16 protein-coding genes are annotated in these 21,661 nt (G+C 73.7%); 10 read left to right on the top strand and 6 right to left on the bottom strand.

Going from position 1 to position 21,661, the window contains the following annotated elements:
• Positions 1-43: 43 nt before the first annotated feature.
• Positions 44-1,678, bottom strand: a complete 1,635-nt coding sequence (gene abc-f, locus EV562_RS01685; RefSeq protein ID WP_133884816.1) for a ribosomal protection-like ABC-F family protein — start codon at positions 1,676-1,678, stop codon at positions 44-46.
• A 514-nt stretch (positions 1,679-2,192) separates the two neighbouring features.
• Between abc-f and EV562_RS01675 the strand changes: the two genes are divergently transcribed.
• From EV562_RS01675 to EV562_RS01645, 7 genes are all read left to right on the top strand, one after another.
• On the top strand, positions 2,193-2,711 hold the full coding sequence (locus EV562_RS01675) for an N-acetyltransferase (RefSeq protein ID WP_133884814.1): 519 nt from the start codon (positions 2,193-2,195) through the stop codon (positions 2,709-2,711).
• A gap of 152 nt (positions 2,712-2,863) precedes the next feature.
• On the top strand, positions 2,864-3,973 hold the full coding sequence (locus tag EV562_RS01670; RefSeq protein ID WP_133884813.1) for a LacI family DNA-binding transcriptional regulator: 1,110 nt from the start codon (positions 2,864-2,866) through the stop codon (positions 3,971-3,973).
• Between the two features lie 66 nt (positions 3,974-4,039).
• A complete protein-coding gene (locus EV562_RS01665; protein ID WP_133884812.1) occupies positions 4,040-5,638 on the top strand; it encodes an FAD-dependent oxidoreductase in 1,599 nt (532 codons plus the stop codon).
• 100 nt (positions 5,639-5,738) lie between these two features.
• Positions 5,739-7,868 (top strand): hydantoinase/oxoprolinase family protein, encoded by a 2,130-nt coding sequence (locus tag EV562_RS01660; RefSeq protein WP_133884811.1) that lies wholly within the window; start codon positions 5,739-5,741, stop codon positions 7,866-7,868.
• Positions 7,865-8,479 (top strand): hypothetical protein, encoded by a 615-nt coding sequence (locus tag EV562_RS01655; protein WP_133884810.1) that lies wholly within the window; start codon positions 7,865-7,867, stop codon positions 8,477-8,479. Before EV562_RS01660 ends, EV562_RS01655 begins: the two co-directional genes overlap by 4 nt.
• A gap of 3 nt (positions 8,480-8,482) precedes the next feature.
• A complete protein-coding gene (locus EV562_RS01650; RefSeq protein ID WP_133884809.1) occupies positions 8,483-9,763 on the top strand; it encodes a TRAP transporter large permease subunit in 1,281 nt (426 codons plus the stop codon).
• Between the two features lie 25 nt (positions 9,764-9,788).
• Entirely contained in the window at positions 9,789-10,793 is a 1,005-nt protein-coding gene (locus EV562_RS01645) for a twin-arginine translocation signal domain-containing protein (RefSeq protein WP_133884808.1), read from the top strand.
• Between the two features lie 83 nt (positions 10,794-10,876).
• Here the strand turns inward: EV562_RS01645 and EV562_RS01640 are convergent, their stop codons facing one another.
• The 3 genes from EV562_RS01640 to EV562_RS01630 form a co-directional block, all read right to left on the bottom strand.
• A complete protein-coding gene (locus EV562_RS01640) occupies positions 10,877-12,490 on the bottom strand; it encodes an MDR family MFS transporter (RefSeq protein ID WP_133884807.1) in 1,614 nt (537 codons plus the stop codon).
• 50 nt (positions 12,491-12,540) lie between these two features.
• A complete protein-coding gene (locus EV562_RS01635; RefSeq protein WP_133884806.1) occupies positions 12,541-13,200 on the bottom strand; it encodes a TetR/AcrR family transcriptional regulator in 660 nt (219 codons plus the stop codon).
• A gap of 88 nt (positions 13,201-13,288) precedes the next feature.
• Entirely contained in the window at positions 13,289-13,858 is a 570-nt protein-coding gene (locus EV562_RS01630) for a rhodanese-like domain-containing protein (RefSeq protein WP_133884805.1), read from the bottom strand.
• A 191-nt stretch (positions 13,859-14,049) separates the two neighbouring features.
• Here EV562_RS01630 and EV562_RS01620 point away from each other — a divergent pair, with 191 nt between their 5' ends.
• Positions 14,050-14,328: a metal-sensitive transcriptional regulator gene (locus tag EV562_RS01620; protein ID WP_003978241.1), complete on the top strand. Its 279-nt coding sequence runs from the start codon at positions 14,050-14,052 to the stop codon at positions 14,326-14,328.
• Between the two features lie 23 nt (positions 14,329-14,351).
• Here the strand turns inward: EV562_RS01620 and EV562_RS01615 are convergent, their stop codons facing one another.
• Positions 14,352-15,095 (bottom strand): sulfite exporter TauE/SafE family protein, encoded by a 744-nt coding sequence (locus tag EV562_RS01615; RefSeq protein WP_133884803.1) that lies wholly within the window; start codon positions 15,093-15,095, stop codon positions 14,352-14,354.
• Positions 15,092-16,474, bottom strand: a complete 1,383-nt coding sequence (locus EV562_RS01610; RefSeq protein WP_133884802.1) for an MBL fold metallo-hydrolase — start codon at positions 16,472-16,474, stop codon at positions 15,092-15,094. The genes EV562_RS01615 and EV562_RS01610 overlap by 4 nt, the downstream gene beginning before the upstream one ends.
• 423 nt (positions 16,475-16,897) lie before the next feature.
• Between EV562_RS01610 and EV562_RS01605 the strand changes: the two genes are divergently transcribed.
• Both EV562_RS01605 and EV562_RS01600 read left to right on the top strand, forming a co-directional pair.
• On the top strand, positions 16,898-19,288 hold the full coding sequence (locus EV562_RS01605; protein WP_133884801.1) for a phosphoketolase family protein: 2,391 nt from the start codon (positions 16,898-16,900) through the stop codon (positions 19,286-19,288).
• Positions 19,285-21,660: a glycosyl hydrolase family 65 protein gene (locus EV562_RS01600; protein WP_133884800.1), complete on the top strand. Its 2,376-nt coding sequence runs from the start codon at positions 19,285-19,287 to the stop codon at positions 21,658-21,660. Before EV562_RS01605 ends, EV562_RS01600 begins: the two co-directional genes overlap by 4 nt.
• Position 21,661: the final 1 nt, after the last annotated feature.

Raw genomic sequence — 21,661 nt, 5'->3', positions numbered from 1 at the left:
AAACGGAGACCATGGTGCCCGCGCGGCCCGCCCCGCCGCCGGCTCACATCTCGGGCGCCCCCGTCTCCGTCAGCTCGCCGTCCGCCAGCCGCAGCCAGCGGTCGACGCCGATCTCGCGCAGGAACCGCCGGTCGTGGCTGACGACCACGAAGGCTCCGCGGTAGGAGTTCAGCGCGCTCTCCAGCTGGCCCACCCCGACCAGGTCGAGGTTGTTCGTCGGCTCGTCGAGGAGCAGCAGGTGCGGGGCCGGCTCCGCGCACAGGACGCAGGCCAGGGTGGCCCGCAGCCGCTCGCCGCCGGAGAGCAGCCCGACGGGCAGGTGGGCGCGTGCGCCACGGAAGAGGAAGCGGGCGAGGAGGTTCATCCGCTCGGCCTCCGGCCGGTGCGGGGCGTAGTCGGCGAAGTTCTCGGCGACGGTGCGCTCCTCGTCCAGCAGGTCGAGCCGCTGGGAGAGGTACGCGACACGCCCGTCGGCCCGCCTGATCTCGCCGCCCGCCGGCTCCAGGTCACCGTTGACCAGACGCAACAGGGTGCTCTTGCCCGCGCCGTTGGCGCCGGTCAGCGCGATCCGCTCCGGGCCCCGGACGGTCAGGTCGGCGCCCGCCGAGCCGAACACGTCCCGCTCGCCCAGCCGGATCCGCAGCCGCTCACCGAGGAAGAGGGTGCGTCCGGCGGGGACACGGGTGTCCGGCAGGTCCAGCGTGATGCGCTCCTCCTCGCGCAGCGACCGCTCCGCCTCGTCCAGCCGCGCCTTCGCCTCCCCGACCCGGTCGGCGTGGGTCTGGCCCGCCCGGCCCGCGGACTCCTGCGCCCCGCGCTTCATGTTGCCGGCGAAGATGCGGGGCAGCCCGGCGTTCTTCAGGTTGCGGGCGGCGTTGCTCGCCCGGCGGTCGGCGCGCTCGCGGGCCTGCTGAAGCTCCCGCTTCTCCCGCTTCAGCTCCTGCTCGGCGTTGCGGACGTTCTTCTCGGCGACCTCCTGCTCGGCGCGGACGGCCTCCTCGTACGCGGTGAAGTTGCCGCCGTACTGGCGCAGTTCGCCGCGGTCGAGCTCGGCGATGCGCTCCATGCGGTCGAGCAGCTCCCGGTCGTGGCTGACGAGGAGCAGACAGCCGTTGTAGTCCGAGAGCACGTCGTGGAGCCTGCTGCGGGCGGCCGCGTCGAGGTTGTTGGTGGGCTCGTCGAGCAGGAGCACGTCGGGCCGCTTCAGCAGCTCGGCGGCGAGTCCGAGGGAGACCACCTGGCCGCCGCTGAGCGTGCCGAGGCGCCGGTCAAGGGCGAGGTCGCCCAGGCCCAGGCGGTCGAGCTGGGCGCGAGTGCGCTCCTCGATGTCCCAGTCGTCGCCGATGGCGGTGAAGTGCTCCTCGGCCACGTCCCCGGACTCCACGGCGTCGATGGCCCGGACCACGGCGTCGACGCCGAGGATCTCGGCCACGGTGAGGCCGGAGGTCAGCGGGAGGGTCTGCGGCAGGTGGCCGAGGACACCGGAGACCGTCACGGAGCCCGCGGTGGGCCGCAGCTCTCCGGCGATCAGCTTGAGGAGGGTGGACTTGCCGGCCCCGTTGGGGGCCACCAGACCCGTGCGCCCCGCGCCCACGGTGAACGACAGGTCCTCGAAGACGGGGGTGTCGTCGGGCCAGGAGAAGGACAGGTGGGAACAGCGAAGGACAGCGTCGGACATGGAGACGACCTCGTGGCGGTGAGGGGCAGCGGCAGGAATCAGACCTCTGCCCGGGAGGGAGGACAGGAAAAAGGGAACGACGAAGGGGCCACTGCGACGGCGCTCGAAAACGCCCGCTGCGGCCTACCGGAACCGGGTCTCACCCGGAGATGTCGTCGTCACCCACCATGTCCGCGACTCCTCGCTGCACGATCAACGTCTCCACCAGCCTAACAGCCGGGTCCCCTGCCGGTCCGTGCGCCGGCCCGGCCCGCGCCGACCACGGCGGCCACGCCCGGCGCGCACAGCCGCCCGGCTACAGTGTTCGTCGTTCGCGTTCGATCGGGCTCCGCGGGAGCGGAACGACAGGGAGGTGGGGTCGATGGCCGAGCTCGACGCCGTCCGCCGCGACGCCCGGACCTCCCCTGCGGCCTGAACCCCGCGGCCCCGGCGGGCTCCCTCGCGTCCCGAGCGGCGGCCTGAAGCCCCGCAGCCCTCGAACCGAACGCACACGGAGAAGGACTCAAGTCCCGTCATGCCCACTTCTCGTTCCTGGACCACCCGCACCGAGACCGGCGCCGACGTCCCCGCCGTCCGCGCCCTCGTCCGCGCCGCCTTCCCCACGCCGGAGGAGGCCGCCCTCGTCGACGCCCTGCGCGCCGACCCCACGGCGTGGATCGACGGCCTGTCCCTCGTCGCCGTCGACGCGTCGGACCGGCCCGTGGGGCACGCCCTGCTGACCCGCTGCCACATCGGCGACAGCCCCGCGCTGTGCCTGGCACCCGTCGCCGTCCGGCCCGAGCACCAGAACTCCGGTGCCGGCACGGCCGCCGTGCGGGCCGGGCTCCGCGCGGCCGAGCGCCTCGGCGAACACCACGTCGTCGTGCTCGGACACCCGGAGTACTATCCCCGGTTCGGCTTCACCCGGGCCTCCGCCCACGGCATCGGCCTGACCGTCGACGTGCCGGACGAGGCCCTGATGGCCCTCACCCTGGACGCCGCCCACCCGCTGCCCGCCGGAACGGTCCGGTACGCGGCACCGTTCGGCATCTGATCCGACACCTCGTGGGGCGGCGGGAAGCCCCGCCGCCCCGCAGATTTTTCCTCCGCGCAACCCCTTGACCCGGCGCCCCCGGTCCTCCAGATTACTCGTTAATGCGCATGAGGTAATGCGCATTAACGCGTCGGTCGCGACAGGGAGGAGCAGTGGTGGCGAAGGAAGCCGCGGGGCGGGCCAAGCCCGGGAGGGCTGCCGCGCCGCCCGGCCGGCGGGCCCGGCCCAGGCAGGCGGAGGTGGCCGGGCTCGCCGGTGTCTCGCAGGCGACGGTGTCCCTGGTGCTGTCCGGGCGCGACCTCGCGACGGGCCGGCCGATCTCGGCGGAGACCCGCGCCAAGGTCCTGGACGCCGCCCGCAGTCTCGGCTACGTCCCCGACCCGGCCGCCAGCCGCCTCGCCGCCGCCCGCAACAACCTGCTCGGCGTCTTCAGCTTCACCGCCACCTTCCCGACCGACGTGCGGCACTCGTACTACCCGTTCCTCGTCGGCGTGGAGCAGGAAGCCGCCGCGCAGGGCTACGACCTGGTGCTGTTCACCGGGTCGAGCACCGGGGGAGCGGGCGCCCGGGGAGCGGGCGCGCTCAATCGCGTACGGCTGGCGGACGGCTGTCTCTTCCTGGGCCGCCACGCCCCCGCCGACGAGTTGGGCCGCCTGGTGGCCGACGGATTCCCCGTCGTCCATGTCGGCCGCCGCGACGAACCGGAGGGTCTCGCCTGGGTCGGCGCCGACTACGTCAGTGCCAGCCGCGAGGTCGTCACCGCGCTCGCCGGACTCGGCCACCGCCGGGTCCTGCTGGTCCGCGAGGACGACGACGCGCCCGCCTCCACCGACCGTGAACGCGGCTTCCTCGACGGGCTCGCGGACAGCGGCCTGCCCGCCGGCGCCGGCGCCGTGTTCCGTTCCGGCGACCCGAGCCGCGACCTCACCGCCGACCGGGTCAGGGCCTGGCTGGCCGAGGGTGTCACCGCTTTCGTCGCCGAGGAGACCGACACCGGCGCCGCCTGGCGTGCGCTGCGCACCGCCGTGGACGAGGCAGGGCTGGACTGCCCCGGCGAGGTGTCGCTCGCCCTGCTCGGCAGCCCGCCCGCCGACCTCGCGGACGAACCGGCGCCGACGGGCTTCGACATCCCGCGGCCCGCCCTGGGCGGCGAGGCCGTCCGGCTGCTCGCCGCCCGTATCGCGGGTGGCCCCGCCGAGGGCACCCTCGTCGCCTGCGCCTTCAGACCGGGCACGACCGCCGGCCCGCCGGCCGCCTCCTGACCCCACCGGCCACCCGGCCTACCCGACCCACCCCAGAACCGACCGCACCACCGAAGGAGCAGCAGCGTGATACCGGAACCCGACATCCTCGTCGTCGGCGGCGGCCTCGGCGGCGTCGCCGCGGCGCTCGCCGCCTGCCGGGCCGGCCGCAGCGTCGTCCTGACCGAGGAGACGGACTGGGTCGGCGGCCAGCTCACCAGCCAGGCCGTGCCGCCCGACGAACACCCCTGGGTCGAACAGTTCGGCACCACCGCCTCGTACCGGCGCCTGCGCGAGGGCATCCGCGGCTACTACCGCCAGTGGTACCCGCTGCGCGCCGAGGCTCTGGCGCTCACCGACCTGAACCCGGGCGCAGGCCGGGTCAGCAAGCTCTGCCACGAGCCGCGCGTCGCCCTCGCCGTCCTGGAGGGCATGCTCGCCCCGCACCGCGCGGCCGGACGGCTCACCGTCCTCACCGAGCACCGTCCGGTGGCCGCCGAGACCGACAACGATGTCGTCCGGGCCGTCACCCTGGAGGACCTGCGCGACGGCACCCGCCGCACGGTCCCCGCCCGCTACGTCCTGGACGCCACCGAGACCGGCGAACTGCTCCGCCTCGCGGGCGTCGAACACGTCAACGGCGCCGAGTCCCGGGCCGAGTTCGACGAACCGCACGCACCCGACGAGGCCCAGCCGGGCAACCAGCAGGGCATCACCGTCTGCTTCGCCCTCTCCCACCACGAGGGCGAGGACCACACGATCGACCGCCCCGCCGACTACGACTTCTGGCGCGACTACAAGCCCGACTTCTGGCCGGGACCGCTGCTCGGCTTCGAGGCCCCCGACCCGCGCACCCTGGAACCGGTGCCGCGCACCTTCGAACCCAACCCCGAACTGGACCCGCTGGCCGTCAGCGCCGACCAGAGCGCCGACGCGGGCGACAAGGAACTGTGGGGCTTCCGCCGCATCCTCGCCCGCAAGCTGCACACCGACGGCGCCTTCGACTCCGACATCACCCTCGTCAACTGGCCGCTCAACGACTACTGGCTGAAGCCCTACATCGGACAGGAGACCGAAGCCCTGCGCGAGGCACGGCAGTTGTCCCTGTCGGTGCTGTACTGGCTGCAGACCGAGGCGCCCCGCACCGACGGCGGCACCGGCTTCCCCGGACTGCGCCCGCGCCCCGACGTGACCGGCACCGCCGACGGCCTCGCCAAGGCGCCCTACGTCCGCGAGTCCCGCCGTATCAAGGCCGTCACCACCGTCACCGAGCACGACGTCTCCATCGACCTGCTCGGCCCCTACGGCCGCACCCGCCACCGCGACTCGGTGGGCGTCGGCAACTACCGCATCGACCTGCACCCCTCCACGGGCGGCGACGGCTACGTCGACATCGGCTCCGTCCCCTTCGAGATCCCGCTCGGCGCGCTCGTCCCGCGCCGGATGCGCAACCTGCTGCCGGCCGGCAAGAACCTCGGCACCACCCACATCACCAACGGCTGCTACCGCCTGCACCCGGTGGAGTGGAACGTCGGCGAGGTGGCCGGAGCCCTCGCCGCGCACTGCCTCGCCGAGGACGTCGAGCCGCACGCGGTGCAGGCCGAGGACAAGCGGTTCGAGGAGTTCGCCAGGGTGCTCGACCGCGACGGCGTGCAGCGCCACTGGCCCGACGTCAGGGGCTACTGAACTCCCCGCGCGGGACGGGAGTCCGGGCGGGGCAGCACCACCTGCCCCGCCCGGTGACCGCCCACGCGTGGACCGACCCAGCACAAGGAGGTGCCCGGACATGACCACCCACCGCATCCGCGTCGGCATCGACGTGGGCGGAACCTTCACCGACGCCGTGGCGGTCGACGCCACGACGCTCAGGCTCGTGGGCCAGGTGAAGGTCCCCACGAGCCACCATCACGAGGACGGTGTCGCGCACGGCATCGTCGAGGCGCTCGACCGGCTGCTGACGCAGACCGGGCACGCACCCGCCGACGTGGCCTTCCTGGCGCACGGCACGACCCAGGCTACCAACGCCCTGCTGGAGGGCGACGTCGCCACCGTCGGCCTGCTGGGCATAGGCACCGGCGCGGGCACGTACTTCACCCGCAGGCTCGCCACGCTCGCCAAGCTCGAACTCACCCCCGGCAAGCGCCTGCCGCTGCACTACGCGCACGTGTCCGACCCCGAGGACGCCCCCGCCGTCCTGGCCGCCGTCGAACGGCTCACCGCCGCCGGAGCCCAGGCCCTGGTGGCCAGCGAACCGTTCGGCGTCGACCGCCCCGAGGGTGAGGAGGCGGTCGCCGCAGCCGCCCGCGCCACCGGCCTGCCGACCACCGCCGCGCACGAGATCACGTCCCTGTACGGGCTGCGCAAACGCACCCGCACCGCCGTCGTCAACGCGGCGATCCTGCCGCGCATGCTGGCCACCGCCGACCTCGTCGACGCCTCCATCACCAAGGCGGGCGTCACCGCGCCGCTGATGGTGATGCGCTGCGACGGGGGAGTGATGTCCCTGGACGAGATGCGCCGCAGGCCCCTGCTGACCGTCCTGTCCGGGCCGGCCGCCGGCGTCGCGGGCGCGCTGATGCAGGAACGCGTCAGCGAGGGCGTGTTCCTGGAGACGGGAGGCACCTCCACCGACATCAGCGTCGTCCGGCGCGGCAAGGTCGCGGTGCGGCACGCCGTCCTGCTCGGGCAGACCTCCTACCTCAACGCCCTCGACGTCCGCACCGTCGGCGTCGGCGGCGGCTCCATGGTGCGCGTGTCCGGCGGCCGGGTCGTCGGCGTCGGACCGCGCAGCGCCCACATCGCCGGGCTGCCGTACGCCTGTTACGCCGACCCGGCCGACCTGCGGGACGCGAAGCTGACCACCGTCAGCCCGCTGCCCGGCGACCCCGCCGACTACGCCGTCCTCGACACGGCGGGCGGCCGGTTCGCCCTGACCATGACCTGCGCCGCCAACGCGCTGGGCCGGGTGCCCGAGGGCGACTTCGCCCACGCCGACCCCGGCACCGCCCGGACCGCGCTGGCGCCGCTCGCCGCCGCCCTCGGCACCGACGTGCCCACCGCGGCCGCCCGGCTCCTGGACGCCGGCACCGACCAGGTGAAGTCCGTCGTGGACGACCTCGTACGCGAGTACCGCCTGGACACCGACGCCGCTCTCCTGGTCGGCGGGGGCGGCGGCGCGGCCTCCGTCACCCCGCACCTGGCCGCCCGCACCGGCATGACCGGCCGCATCGCCCGGCACAGCGAGGTCATCAGCCCCATCGGCGTCGCCCTCGCCCTGGTCCGTGAACAGGTCGAGCGGATCGTGCCCGGCGCCACCCAGGAACAGATCCTCGCCGTGCGGGCCGAAGCCGAGCGCGCCGTGGTCGACCAGGGCGCCGCCGCCGAGGGCGTCGAGGTCGAGGTCACCGTCGACCCGCAGACCAACGTCGTACGCGCCGTCGCCACCGGCGCCACCGAACTGCGCACCCAGGACCGCGCCCACCGGGCCGACGACGCCGAGCGCCTGCGGCTGGCCGCCACCAGTCTCAGGACCGACGTGTCCGAGGTGCGCGTGCTCGCGGGCACCCCGGCACACACCGTCTACGGCGCCGAGACCCACCGCCGGTTCCGTCCCGTCCGCCACCCGGTACGGGTCGTCGACGCCGACGGTGTCGTCCGCCACCACGCGCCCGACGCCCGGGTCGAGGCCACCACTGTCGCCGCAGCCCCCGAGGTGCTGGCCAAGCTGGTCGCCGAGCACACCTCCTACGGCGACGGAGGTGTCCGCGCTCCCGCCGTGCGGCTGCTGCTCGGCTCCCGCATCGCCGACCTCTCCGGCGTCCTGGACCCGCAGCCCCTGCTCGCCCTGGCCCGCAGCGAGCTGCGTTCCCGCGCCGCCGACGAACCGGTGGTCGCCGTACTGGAGGTGCGCGAGTGACCGTCGAGAACGCCACCGCGCGGGCGGACCTCGCCGCCACCGACGACATCGGGTGGGCGGTGCGGCTGCTGGCCGCCACCCCGACCCACGAGCACCGCGACCCGGAGCTGCTGCGCCGGTGGGCGCGGGCGGCCGACGCGTACGGCGCCGCACTCGCGCCCGTCGAGTGCACCGCGCGGATCGTGGAGAGCGAGGGCGGACTCGCCCGGGGCCTGCTCGCCCGGTACACCTCCAGACCGGCCACCGTCGAGCTGTACACCGACACCATCGCCCTCGCCGAACGGGTCGTCGACGCCCGCGGCTGGCGCGACTGGTACCCGCCCGGCTCCGTACGGGCGGCCGCCCTCGCCCACGAGGCGGTGCACGTCCACCTCCACCACGGGCCCGCCCGGGCCGCCCTGAAACGAGCCCTCGGCCACAGCGCCCTGCGGCTGGGCCGGCTGCGCGTACCCGGACACGTCGCGGGTGCGGAGGAGGTGGCCGCGCACGCCTACGCCCGTACCGTCTGCGGGCTCGGCCGCAGCCCGCTGCTGCTGACCGCCGCCGTGGCCGCCGAAGCCGACGGCGCGCCCACCCCACCACCTACACGTGACGCAAGAAGAGAGAACTGACCCATGGGTGTCGTCATCCTCCTCGTCATGGCGGCCGGCGTCGCCGCGATGCTCACCCGCAAGCTCCCCACCGCCTTCGCTCTGGTGCTGCTGGCCGTGGTCATCGCCTTCCTCTCCGGCGCGCCCCTGACCGGTGAGAACAGCGTCCTGGACACGGTTCTCCAGGAGGGCGCCCCGGCGCTCGCGGCGACGATGGTCGCCATCATCCTCGGCTCCTGGCTCGGCAAGCTGCTCGACGAGACCGGCATCGCCGGCACCCTCGTCCGCAAGATCGTCGAGTTCGGCGGCGACCGGCCCACCGTCGTCGCCCTCGGCGTCCTCGCCGTCTCCGCGCTCGTCGGCACCGTCACCGGCTCGGCGCCCGCCGCGATGCTGGCAGGCATCATCGGCATCCCCGCCATGGTCGCCGTCGGCGTGCCGAAGGTGACGGCCGCGGGCACGGTGCTCATGGGCATCGCCGTCGGTGTCCCCTTCGAACTGCCGGTCTGGCAGTTCTTCTCCACCGCGCTCGACCTGCCCGTCGACACCGTCCGCGGCTTCATGGTGAAGCTGTTCCCGTTCGCCCTGGTCGCGGCCGTCGCCTACGTCGTCATCGAGAACCGGCGGCGCGGCACCGAGCACGCGTGGTCGCTCAAGTCCGTCTCCGCGCGCCCCGCCCCGCGCCGCGAACGCCTCGGTGACGCACCCTGGTACGCGCTGCTCGCCCCGGTGGTCCCGCTGGTCCTGGCTCTCGGCCTGGACGTGGCCATCATCCCCTCGATGCTGGCCGGGGTGCTCTACGCGCTGGTCACCACCACCAGGCCGGGCGAGATGAACAAGCGGCTGCTGCGCACCCTGTACGGCGGCTTCGAGGTGGCCGCGCCGCCGCTCGCCCTGTTCGTGGCGATCGGCATCCTGCTCGCGGCCGTCAAGCTCCCCGGCGCGGTGGACGCGCTGGAGCCGCTGATGAAGGCGGTCAGCCCGCAGAACCCGGTGCTGTTCGTCGTCGTCTTCACCGCGCTGGTCCCGCTGTGCCTGTACCGGGGCCCGCTCAACGTGTTCGGGCTCGGCGCGGGCATCGCGGGCGTCCTCATCGCCACCGGCATCTACCCGGCCGTCGCCGTCCTCGGCATGGCCACCTCGTACAACCAGGTCTTCGGCGTCGCCGACCCGACCAGCACCCAGACCGTGTGGGCCGCCCAGTACGCGGGCGTCGGCCCGCAGCAGGTCATGGTCCGCACCCTGCCCTACGTGTGGCTGGTCGCCCTCGGCGGCCTGTGCGTCACCGCCGCCCAGTACCTGTGACCTCCCCCTCTCCCCAGGAGTCGACATGCCCGAGCCGCACCTCGACCGCCGTCTGTTCCTGAAGGGCACGGCCGCCACCGGCGCCGCCCTCGCGCTGGGTGCCACCGTGGCGCCCACCGCCTCCGCCGCGCCCGGCGGCTTCCCCGACTACACCTACGTCCGCACCCTGCTGACGCCGTCCAGGCTTGCCTACAATCCCACCGGCGAGATCATCTTCCCGACCGTCCGGGGCGTCTACGACCGGCTGCCCGCGAGCGGCCGGCTCGGCCGCTACTACCTGTACTACGCCCCGCACGACGCCCCCGGCGGCATCTGCCTGGCCTACGGCGACTCGCTGGAGGGCCCCTTCACGGAGTACCCGGACAACCCGATCGTCTCCAACAAGTGGGCGCCGCACTACTCCGTCAGCCACGTCTCCTCGCCGCACGTGATGTGGCACGAGGGCAACAAGGAGATGTGGCTGTACTTCCACGGCGAGAACACCACGACCAGGCTCGCCCGCTCCAGCGACGGCATCCACTTCACCTACGACAAGGTCGTGCTGAACACCTCGGTGCTGCCCTCCGGCACCACCGAGACCTCGTACGCCCGGGTCTTCCCGCACGAACTGCCCGCGCGCGGCGCCCACTACGTCATGGTCTTCATGGTGAACAACACCACCAACCACCGTGACATCGGCTGGGGCTGGTCCGCGGACGGCCGCACCTGGACGTTCTCCCAGGAGCCCCTGGTGCGCCACACGGACGTCGGCGCGGTCAACGTGGGCGGCCCGCACCTGCTGCACCGGAACGACAGCACCTACGTCGTCTACAACAAGGACAAGGAGAGCGGCGGCGACCTGATGATCACCGAGGTCGGCAACGACTTCTCGCTCCGCAGGCATCTCGGCGTCTTCTACGACTCCCACGGCACCGCGCCGGAGAACGGCCGTGCGGCGTCCCCGTCCTTCGGCACCGACCACGGCGTCCCGTACATGGTCTACGAGGCGGGGGAGCGGCTGGCCGGTTCGATCGCGGTGGCCCGCGGCTGACCTCCGGTCCGCCGCCGCACACGGCAGCGGGGCCGCCCGTCCGGATCGGACGGGCGGCCCCGCTGTCATCGCGCCGGGTCGCCTCAGGCGACCGGCGCCGGGTCCTTCTCGGTCGGCGCCGCACCGCCCTCGCCGGACTCCTCGGCCAGCCGCTCCATGCCGCTGGTGGTCTTCAGCGGCTTCTCCTTGATGAAGACGACCGCGACCAGGGCCAGTACGGCGAACGGCGTGGCGATCAGGAACAGGTCGGCCGTGGCGACGGCGTAGGCGTGCTCGACGATCGTCCGCATCGGGCCGGGCAGCGTGGACATGTCCGGGACGCTGCCCTCGCCGGAGCCGCCGCCGTCGGGCACGGTGACGCCCGCGCTGCTGAGCCCCTTGGCCGTCTCACTGGCGACCCGGTTGGCGAGGATCGCGCCGAGGACGCTGACGCCGATGGTGCCGCCCATGCTGCGGAAGAACGACAGCACGGAGGTCGCGGCGCCCAGGTCGGTGGCGGCCACGTCGTTCTGCGCGGCGAGCACCAGGTTCTGCATCAGCATGCCGACGCCGACACCCAGGACCGCCATGTAGAGGCTGAGCAGACCGAAGTCGGTCTTCGCGTCGATGGTGGCCAGCAGGGCGAGGCCCACGGCCATGATCACCGCGCCCGCCACCAGGTACCGCTTCCACTTGCCGGTGCGGCTGATGACCTGTCCGGCGACGGTGGACGACACCAGGAGGCCGAGGATCATCGGCAGGCTCATCAGACCCGCCACGGTCGGTGACTTGCCCAGGGAGATCTGGAAGTACTGCGAGAGGAAGACGGTCCCGCCGAACATGGCGACACCGACCAGGAGGCTGGCCACGGTGGTCAGGGTGACCGTGCGGTTCTTGAAGATGCCGAGCGGGATGACCGGCTCGGCGGTGCGGGCCTCGACGAACACCGCGGCGACGAGCAGCAGCACACCGCCGCCGGTGAGCACACCGGTCTGCCAGGACGCCCAGTCGAACTCGTTGCCGGCCAGCGACACCCAGATCAGCAGGGCGCAGACACCGGCGACGAGCAGGAACGCGCCGAGCCAGTCGATGCGCACCTCGCGCTTGACGGTGGGCAGACGCAGGGTGCGCTGGAGCAGGGCGATGGCGAGCAGCGCGAAGGGCACGCCGATGAAGAAGCACCAGCGCCAGCCCAGCCACGAGGTGTCCACCAGGACACCGCCGACCAGTGGTCCGGCCACCGTGCCCACGGCGAAGACGGCGCCGAAGATGCCGGCGTACTTGCCCAGCTGGCGGGGCGGGATGACGGAGGCCATCACGACCTGCGCGAGCGCGGTCAGACCGCCCGCGCCGATGCCCTGCACGACCCGGCTGAAGATCAGCAGCCCGACGCCGTGCGAGAAGCCGGCCAGCAGCGAGCCGACCACGAACATGCCCAGCGACAGCTGGAGCAGCAGCTTCTTGTTGAAGAGGTCGGACAGCTTGCCCCACAGGGGCACCGTCGCGGTCATCGCCAGGAGTTCGGAGGTGACGACCCAGGTGTACGACGACTGGCTGGCGCCCAGGTCGGCGATGATCGTGGGCAGTGCGTTGGCCACGACGGTGCCGGCCAGGATCGCGACGAACATGCCGGCCATCAGGCCCGACATGGCCTGGAGTATCTGCCGGTGGCTCATGGAGGTGGGCGGCGCGTCGGCGGGCGCCTGGGTAGCGGTCACGACATCTCTTTCGGTGGTGGTCTGATGGGACGCGCAGTCCGGCGCGGAGGCTACGCGGGGGGCGCCGGGAGACCGGCGGCGAGGAGGCTGAACACCTTGTGGAAGACGTCGAGGAAGGCGGCTTCCTCCTGGTGGGCGGACCAGTGGTCCACGCTGGTGCGCACCGCGGCGCCCGCCACCGCGGCCAGCAGCCGCGGGTAGAGCCCGGATCCGGCCTCCGCCACGGACCCGGCACCGCTCGTGCCGCCGGCCCCGCGCAGGCGTTCGGCGATGGCGTCCGCGAGGTCCGCCTCGGCCGCCATGTGGGCCCCGACGCCGCGCGCCAGGAGGTGCGGTGAGGCGTGCAGGACCTCGGCGTGCAGCCGCCACAGCTCGTGCTGCTGCTCCGCCTCGGCCAGCTCCGCCGCCATGGCCTCGCGCAGGGCCGCCAGCGGGGAGAGTTCGGCCGGTGCTTCGAGGACGGCACGCCGCATGCGTGCGCCCGCGTCCGCGTCGATGACCACGAAGGCGTCGTCGCGGCTGTCGAAGTAGTTGAAGAAGGTACGCACGGACACCCCGGCCGCGGCGCTGATCGCCTCGACGGTGACCTTCTCCGCCCCGTGTTCGGCGGCGAGCCGTACCGCGGCCTCGGCCAGAGCGGCCCGTGTGGCCCGCTTCTTCCGCTCCCGCAGACCGCCCCCCGCGGCACTCTTCCCCGACATAAGTTGCATGGTATGCAAAGATGCATGTCATGCAAAATTGACGGGCGCCGACCCTGGAAAGAGGGTCGGCGCCCGTCGTCGCCGGCGCGGCTCGGCCTCAGGCCGCCAGGCGCGTCAGCGTCTCCTCGAAGGGCACGGCGTCGGGGGCGGGCCGGTTGTGAGGCAGCCGGGCCAGCGCGGCGGCCATCCCGCAGGTGCCGGTGATCCCGGAGAAGACCAGTCCCGCGCCGATCGCTCCGGACAGCCAGTGGGCGGGGCGCCAGAACCGGCCCGCCACGAAACCGGCGGCGACGAGCGACCCGGCCGCCAGGCGCACCTGCCGGTCCATGGGCCAGGGCGTCCGTGCCCCGGCCGAACGCTCGACGGGGTGACCGGCCGCGGTCCAGCCGGTCGTGCCGTCGTCGAGGGTGGCCGCCTCGACGCCCCGAGCCGCCAGTCGTGCGCAGGCTCTGGCTGACCGGTTGCCGGAGGCGCACACGAGCAGCAGCGGTCCACGCGCGGCGGCCGCCGAGAGCGCGTCGGCCGCCTGGTCGAGGCGTTCCAGCGGCACGCTGTGCGCGCCGGGCAGGTGGCCGCCGGCGTACTCGCCGGGGGAGCGGACGTCGACGACGGTGAACTCGGGCAGGCGGGTCGCCGCTTCTCCGACGGTCACGGAGGCCGGGGTCACGGTGGCCGGGGTCGCGGAGGCCGGGGTCGTGGTGGCCGGGGTCGTGGTGGTCCGGGTGGTGTCGGGTTCGACGGGGTTGATCACGGAGTGGAACCTTTCTCGTTGTTCTCCCCCCGCACGGTAGGATACCCGTGGGGGTATGTGGGCCCGGTGAGGCACCGGGTGCGACCGGGCGGAGGAGAGGAAGAGGCATGGAACTCGACATGTCGGCCGACGAGCTCAAGTCGGCGCTGAACCGGCTGCGGCGCGCCCAGGGGCAGCTCGCGGGCGTCATCCGGATGATCGAGGAGGGCCGCGACTGCGAGGACGTGGTCACCCAGCTCGCCGCCGTCTCCCGCGCCCTGGACCGGGCCGGCTTCTCGATCATCGCCACGGGACTGCAGCAGTGCATGACCAGTGACGACCCGGAGGTCCGGGACTCGGCGCAGATGCGGGCCCGGCTGGAGAAGCTCTTCCTCTCCCTGGCCTGACGTCCACCGGGCGCGGTAAGGGATCACAGGACCGACGCCGCGCCCATCGCCAGGGCCACGCCCAGCAGTACGGCGCCGAAGACGCGCCGCAGCGTCTCCGGAGAGACCCGCGCGGCCAGCCGCCTGCCGTCCCACGCGCCGAGGACCGCGGCCGCGAGGAACGGCAGGAGCAGCGCGAGGTCCAGGTGCACGGCGGTGTACGCCCGGCCGGCGAGGGCCACCAGCGCGTTGGCGGCGACCACCAGCAGGCTCGTACCCACCGCCGCGCTCATCGGCACGGCCAGCACCGTCACCAGCGCGGGCACCGCGAGGAAGCCGCCGCCGACTCCGAGAAACCCGGTCACGGCACCGAGACCGGCCCCGGCCCCGGCCGCGCGCGCCCCCGAAACGGTGCCCATGGCCGGCGACGTGCGCCGGCCCAGCATGTGCAGGCCGGCCAGCGCGGCCAGGGCCGCGAACAGCAGCGTCAGTACCGCCCCCGGTATGCGCGCCGACAGGGCTCCGGCCCCGGCGGCCGGCAGGACACCCGCCGCCGCGAACAGCAGCCCGGCCCGCCACCGGACGGCTCCCGCCCTGGCGTGGGCCACCAGCGCGGTGACCGACGTGACGATCACGACGGCCAGGCTCGCGGTGGTCGCCGCCGCCGGGGTGAAGCCGAGCAGGTAGACCAGCGCCGGCACGGTGAGGATGCTGCCGCCCGCTCCCAGCGCGCCCAGGGACACACCGGCCACGGCCCCGGCGAACAGGGCGAGGATCAGCGGCGTCATGCGGCGGAGCCGCCCGAGGGCGTCACGAGCGGGAGACCGGCCTCGGCCGCCGCGGCGAAACCGTCGTCGACCGCGACCACGTCCCGGCCGGCGGCGTCCAGCACGGACGCGGCCACCGCCGCGCGCATCCCGCCCGCGCAGTGCACCCACACGGTGCCGGGCGGCACCTCGTCGAGGCGGTCCCGGATCTCGTGGACGGGCAGGTGCACGCTGTCCCGGACCCATCCGGCGGCGCGTTCGGCCGCCCGGCGCACGTCGACGACGACCACGTCCCCGCCGCCCCGCCGCGCCGCGGCCAGCTCCGCGAACGAGGCACGCCGGAACGAGACCGGCCGCTCCCCGTCCACCACCCAGTCGGCCGGGGAGCCCACCGCCGCCGCGGCCGGCCGGTCGATGCCCACCCGGGCCAGCTCGCGCTGGGCGCGGGCCAGGTCGTCCGCGCTGTGTGCGAGCAGCGTCACCGGCCTGCCCCACGGGATCATCCAGGCCAGGTAGGTGGCGAGCTGCCCGTCGACCTCGAAGTTGAGCGACCCGGCGACGTGTCCGGCGGCGAAGGCCACCCGGGAGCGCAGGTCCACGACCCACTCGCCGGCGGCGAGACGCCGGGCTATTTCCTCCGCGTCCGCGCGGCGGGGTTCGCTCAGGTCCACAGGAGCGGGGCCGTCGCTGTTCACCGGCGCCATGTGGGCGTAGTAGGCGGGCACGTCGTCCAGCCCCGCCAGCAGTTCCCGGACGAAGGTCTCCACGTCCTGGAGGAGCGCCGGGTTGGCCGCCTTCTCGGCGCCGACGGTGCTCCGTTCGCCGCCGGAGACCGAGGAGGAGCAGAAGCTGCCGAAGCCGTGCGTGGGCAGCACGCTCACGTCGTCGTCGAGCTGGTCGGCGAGGCGGTGCGCGGAGGCGTGCTGCGCGCGGGCCAGTTCCTCGGTCAGCCGCGGCTCCACGAGGTCGGGCCGCCCCACGGTGCCGATCAGCAGCGAACCGCCGGTGAAGGCGGCCACGGCCCGCCCCGCCCGCCGGAGGACGTACGAGGTGTGGTGCGGGGTGTGTCCCGGAGTGGCCACCGCGCGCAGCTCCAGCTCCTCGTCGACCGGTTCCACGTCGCCGTCGGCCACCGCCACGCGCGCGTACGCCACCTCGGCCCCGGCCGGCACCAGATAGCGCGCGCCGGTGAGGCGGGCCAGCTCCAGGCCGCCGGTGACGTAGTCGTTGTGGACGTGGGTCTCGGCGACGGCGGTGATCCGCACCCCGCGCCGGGCGGCCGCGGCGATGACCCGGTCGACGTCCCGCGGCGGGTCCACCACCACGGCCGAGCGGGAGCCGCCCGCCAGGTAGCCGCGGTTGCCCAGCGACTCGGTCTCCAGGACGTCGACAAAGAACACGGCACGCTCACCTTTCCGATTACCCCCGGGGGTATTACTCCGTCCCGTCACCGTAACAGATACCCAGGGGGGTATCGCAGGGTGCGGCGGGCGGACGTCTGACGGCATCGCGGGGGCCGCCGTCCCGCCGCTGCGGAGGCTCGCCGCGGAGCACACGCGAGTCCTGCGCGGCACGCGGAGGCCGGGACACCCGCTGCGTCGGCGCGGCCGGCAGCGGGGTCGGCGTGGGTGACGGCCGCGCTGCCCCCGTCGCGCACCGCTGCCCGCCCACGGGCGCAGGCCGCGCCCTGCGACTCGTCCGGAACACCACGTGACCCGAACGGCCCTCTCGGGTACCCGCCCGGTCGGCGCAGGGTTGGGATGTGCACGGGCACCCCGTGCCCGCGCGCCCCGACCGGCTGTCCCGACACGGAAGGACCAGCGATGTCCGCCGACACGCAGCAGGCGCCCACCGAGCTCACCGACGAGGAGCTCGCGGGCCTGGACGCCCACTGGCGCGCCGCGAACTACCTCGCCGTCGGCCAGATCTACCTGATGGCCAACCCCCTGCTGGCCGAACCCCTGCGCCCCGAGCACGTCAAGCCGCGCCTGCTCGGCCACTGGGGCACCTCACCCGGCCTCAACCTGGTCCACACCCACCTCAACCGGGTCATCAAGGCCCGTGACCTCGACGCCCTGTGCGTCTGGGGCCCCGGCCACGGCGGGCCCGCCGTGCTGGCCAACGCATGGCTGGAGGGCTCGTACACCGAGACCTACCCGGACATCACCCGGGACGCGGCCGGCATGGCCCGGCTGTTCAGGCAGTTCTCGTTCCCCGGCGGCGTGCCGAGCCACGTCGCGCCCGAGACACCGGGCTCGATCCACGAGGGCGGCGAGCTGGGCTACGCGCTCTCGCACGCCTACGGCGCCGCCTTCGACCACCCGGACCTCACGGTCGCCTGCGTGATCGGCGACGGCGAGGCGGAGACCGGCCCACTGGCGACGTCCTGGCACTCCAACAAGTTCCTCGACCCGGTGCACGACGGCGCCGTCCTGCCGATCCTGCACCTCAACGGCTACAAGATCGCCAACCCGACGGTCCTCGCCCGTCTCCCCGAGACCGAGCTGGACGAACTGCTGTGCGGCTACGGCCACGACCCGATCCACGTCACCGGCGACGACCCCGCCGCCGTCCACCGCGCCATGGCCCGCGCCATGGACACCGCCCTCGACCGCATCGCCGCGATCCAGCGCGCCGCCCGCGAGGAGGGGGCCACCGGCCGTCCCCGCTGGCCGGTGATCGTCCTGCGCACCCCCAAGGGCTGGACCGGTCCCTCCGAGGTCGACGGAGTGCCCGTGGAGAACACCTGGCGCGCCCACCAGGTGCCCCTGCCCGCCGTACGGACCGACCCGGAGCACCTCGCCCAACTGGAGCGGTGGCTGCGCTCCTACCGGCCCGAGGAGCTGTTCGACGACGCCGGGGTCCCGCGGCCCGCCGTCCTCGCCGCCGTACCCGAAGGACCGCGCCGCCTGGGCGCCACGCCCTACGCCAACGGCGGCCTCCTCCTGCGCGAGCTGCCCATGCCGCCGCTGGAGAAGTACGCCGTCCCCGTCGACGGCCCCGGCACGAGCACCCACGAGCCCACCCGGGTCCTCGGCGACCTGCTCCGGGACGTCATGGCGGCCACCGGCGACCGGCGCGACTTCCGGCTCGTCGGCCCCGACGAGACCGCCTCCAACCGCCTCCAGGCCGTCTACGCCGCCAGCGGCAAGGCCTGGCAGGGAGGGACGCTGCCCGTCGACGAGGACCTCGACCGGCACGGCCGGGTGATGGAGATCCTCTCCGAACACACCTGCCAGGGCTGGCTGGAGGGCTACCTCCTCACCGGCCGGCACGGACTGTTCTCCTGCTACGAGGCCTTCGTCCACATCGTCGACTCGATGGTCAACCAGCACGTCAAATGGCTGCGCGTCACCCGGCGCCTGCCCTGGCGCGCCCCCATCGCCTCCCTCAACTACCTGCTCACCTCGCACGTGTGGCGCCAGGACCACAACGGCTTCTCCCACCAGGACCCGGGCTTCGTCGACCACATCCTCAACAAGAGCCCCGAGGCCGTACGGGTCTACCTGCCGCCGGACGCCAACACCCTGCTCTCGGTGGCCGACCACGCCCTGCGCAGCCGCGACTACGTCAACGTCATCGTCGCCGGCAAGCAGCCCTGCTTCGACTGGCTGACCATGGAGGAGGCCCGGACGCACTGCGCGCGAGGCGCCGGCATCTGGGACTGGGCCGGGACCGAGGACGGCACCGGGGAGCCCGACGTGGTGCTCGCCTGCGCGGGCGACGTCCCGACCCAGGAGATCCTGGCCGCCGCCCGGCTGATCCGGGACCACCTGCCCGACCTCGCCGTGCGCGTGGTCAACGTTGTCGACATCGCCCGCCTGCTGCCGAGCGGGGAACACCCGCACGGCATGAGCGACTTCGAGTACGACGGCCTGTTCACCGCCGACAAGCCGGTGATCTTCGCCTACCACGGCTACCCCTGGCTGATCCACCGGCTCGCCTACCGGCGCACCGGCCACGCCCACCTGCACGTGCGCGGCTACAAGGAGATCGGGACCACCACCACGCCGTTCGACATGGTGGTCGGCAACGACCTGGACCGCTACCGCCTCGTCATGGACGTCATCGACCGCGTGCCGGGACTCGCCGTACGCGCGGCCGCCGTACGGCAGCGGATGGAGGACGTCCGGCAGCGGCACCACGCCTACATCCGCGAACACGGCGTGGACCTGCCCGAGGTCGCCGACTGGACCTGGAACGGCTCGCGGTGACCGCGACCCCGTCGACCTGGGACTACGACCACTACGACGCCGCGGAGGAGCGGCTGCGCGAATCCCTGTGCACCCTCGGCAACGGCTACTTCGCCACCCGCGGCGCCCTGCCGGAGTGCGCCGCCGACGACACCCACTACCCGGGCACCTATGCCGCCGGCTGCTACAACCGCCTCACCTCCACCGTCTCGGGGCGGAAGGTGGAGAACGAGGACGTCGTCAACCTCCCGAACTGGCTGCCGCTGCGCTTCAGACCCGCCGGAGGGGACTGGCTCACCCCGGACACCGCCGAGGTGCTCGACCACCGGCAGACCGTGCACCTGGACTCGGGTGTGCTGGAGCGCCGCACCAGCTTCGGGCTCGGCGGGGACCGCGTGCTCTCCGTGCGCCAGTTGCGCCTGGTGCACATGGCCGACCCCCACCTCGCCGCCCTGCGCACCGAGTTCACCACCGAGGGCGGCCCCGTCGACCTGGAGGTGGAGGCGGCCCTCGACGGCGGCGTCACCAACTCAGGGGTGCACCGCTACCGTGACCTGGAGGGCCGCCACCTCGTCCACGTGCACACCGGCAGCGCCGCCGACGACACCGTGTGGCTGCGCTGCCGGACCCGCACCTCGGACATCCGGATCGGCCTGGCCGCCCGCACCACCGCCCGCGCACCGGTCACCGCGGCGCGCGAGCACCTGTGCGTCACCCAGCGCACGACGCTGCGCGCCGAGCCGGGCCGCACCGCCGCCGTCGACAAGGTCGTCGCCCTGCACACCTCGCGCGACCCCGCGATCAGCGACCCGCTCCAGGCCGCCGTCGACCGGGTGGCCGAGGCCCCGGGCTTCGACGACCTGCTGGTCTCCCACCGCACCGCCTGGGGCCAGTTGTGGCGCCGCGCCGAACTGGAGGTCCCCGGCGAAGCGGGCAGCATCCTGCGCCTGCACCTCTTCCACGTGCTGCAGACCCTCTCCCCGCACACCGCCGACCTCGACGTGGGCGTACCCGCGCGCGGACTGCACGGGGAGGCCTACCGCGGCCACGTCTTCTGGGACGAGCTGTTCGTCCTGCCCTACCTGAACCTGCACTTCCCCGAGGTCTCCCGCGCCCTGCTGCACTACCGGCACCGCCGCCTGGAGAGGGCTCGCTCCGCGGCCCGCGCGATCGGCAGACGCGGCGCGCTCTACCCCTGGCAGAGCGGCAGCGACGGCCGCGAGGAGACCCAGCGACTGCACCTCAACCCCCGCTCGGGCCGCTGGCTCCCCGACCACTCGCACCTCCAGCACCATGTGGGCTCCGCCATCGCGTACAACGTGTGGCAGTACTGCGAGGCCAGCGGCGACGCCGAGTTCCTGCACACCAAGGGCGCCGAGATGCTGCTGCAGATCGCCCGCTTCTGGGCGGACTCCGCCACCTGGGACGAGCGGCTCGGCCGGCACCGCATCCGGGGCGTCGTCGGCCCCGACGAGTACCACGAGGCCTACCCGGGCGCCGCCCGGCCGGGCCTGGACGACAACGCGTACACCAACGTCACGGCCGCCTGGGTCCTCTCCCGCACCCTCGACGTCCTCGCCGACCTGCCCGAACCCCGCCGTCGCGAACTCGTCGAACGGACCGCCCTGGACGCCGCGGAACTGGAACAGTGGGACAGCGTCTCCCGCACCCTCCACGTCCCCTTCCACGACGGCGTCGTCAGCCAGTTCGAGGGGTACGGCGAACTGGCCGAACTCGACTGGGCGGGCTACCGCGAGCGGTACGGCGACATCCGCCGCCTCGACCGCGTCCTGGAGGCCGAGAACGACAGCGTCAACAACTACCAGGCCTCCAAGCAGGCCGACGTCCTCATGCTCGGCTACCTGTTCTCCCCGGCCGAACTGCGCTCACTCTTCAGCCGCCTGGGATACCGCCTCGACGAGCCGACCTGGCAGCGCACCGTCGACCACTACCTGGCCCGCACCAGCCACGGCTCCACCCTCAGCGGTCTCGTCCACGGCTGGATCCTGGCCCGCGCCCGCCGCGCCGAGGCCTGGACCTACTTCCACGAGGCACTCAAGAGCGACGTCGCCGACCTTCAGGGCGGCACCACCGGCGAGGGCATCCACCTCGGCGCCATGGCGGGCACCCTGGACCTCGTCCAGCGCGGCCTGACCGGCCTGGAGACCCGCGCGGGCGCCCTGTGGCTCGACCCGGTGCCGCTGCCCGAGCTGTCCTCGTACGGGTTCTCCGTCCGGTACCAGGGGCACTGGGGCGTGCGGTTCCGGCTGGAGCACGGGCGGCTGGAGATCGCCGTGCCCGCGGCCGGACCGCTGCCGATCGACGTGCGGCTCCCGGACCGCGAGGTGCGTCTCCAGCCGGGCGACGCCTGCCGGCTCGTGCTGCCGGACTGAC

The organism is Streptomyces sp. BK208 (genome assembly GCF_004364245.1).
Taxonomy (GTDB): domain Bacteria; phylum Actinomycetota; class Actinomycetes; order Streptomycetales; family Streptomycetaceae; genus Streptomyces.
This window is presented reverse-complemented; position numbering and strand designations above follow the sequence as displayed.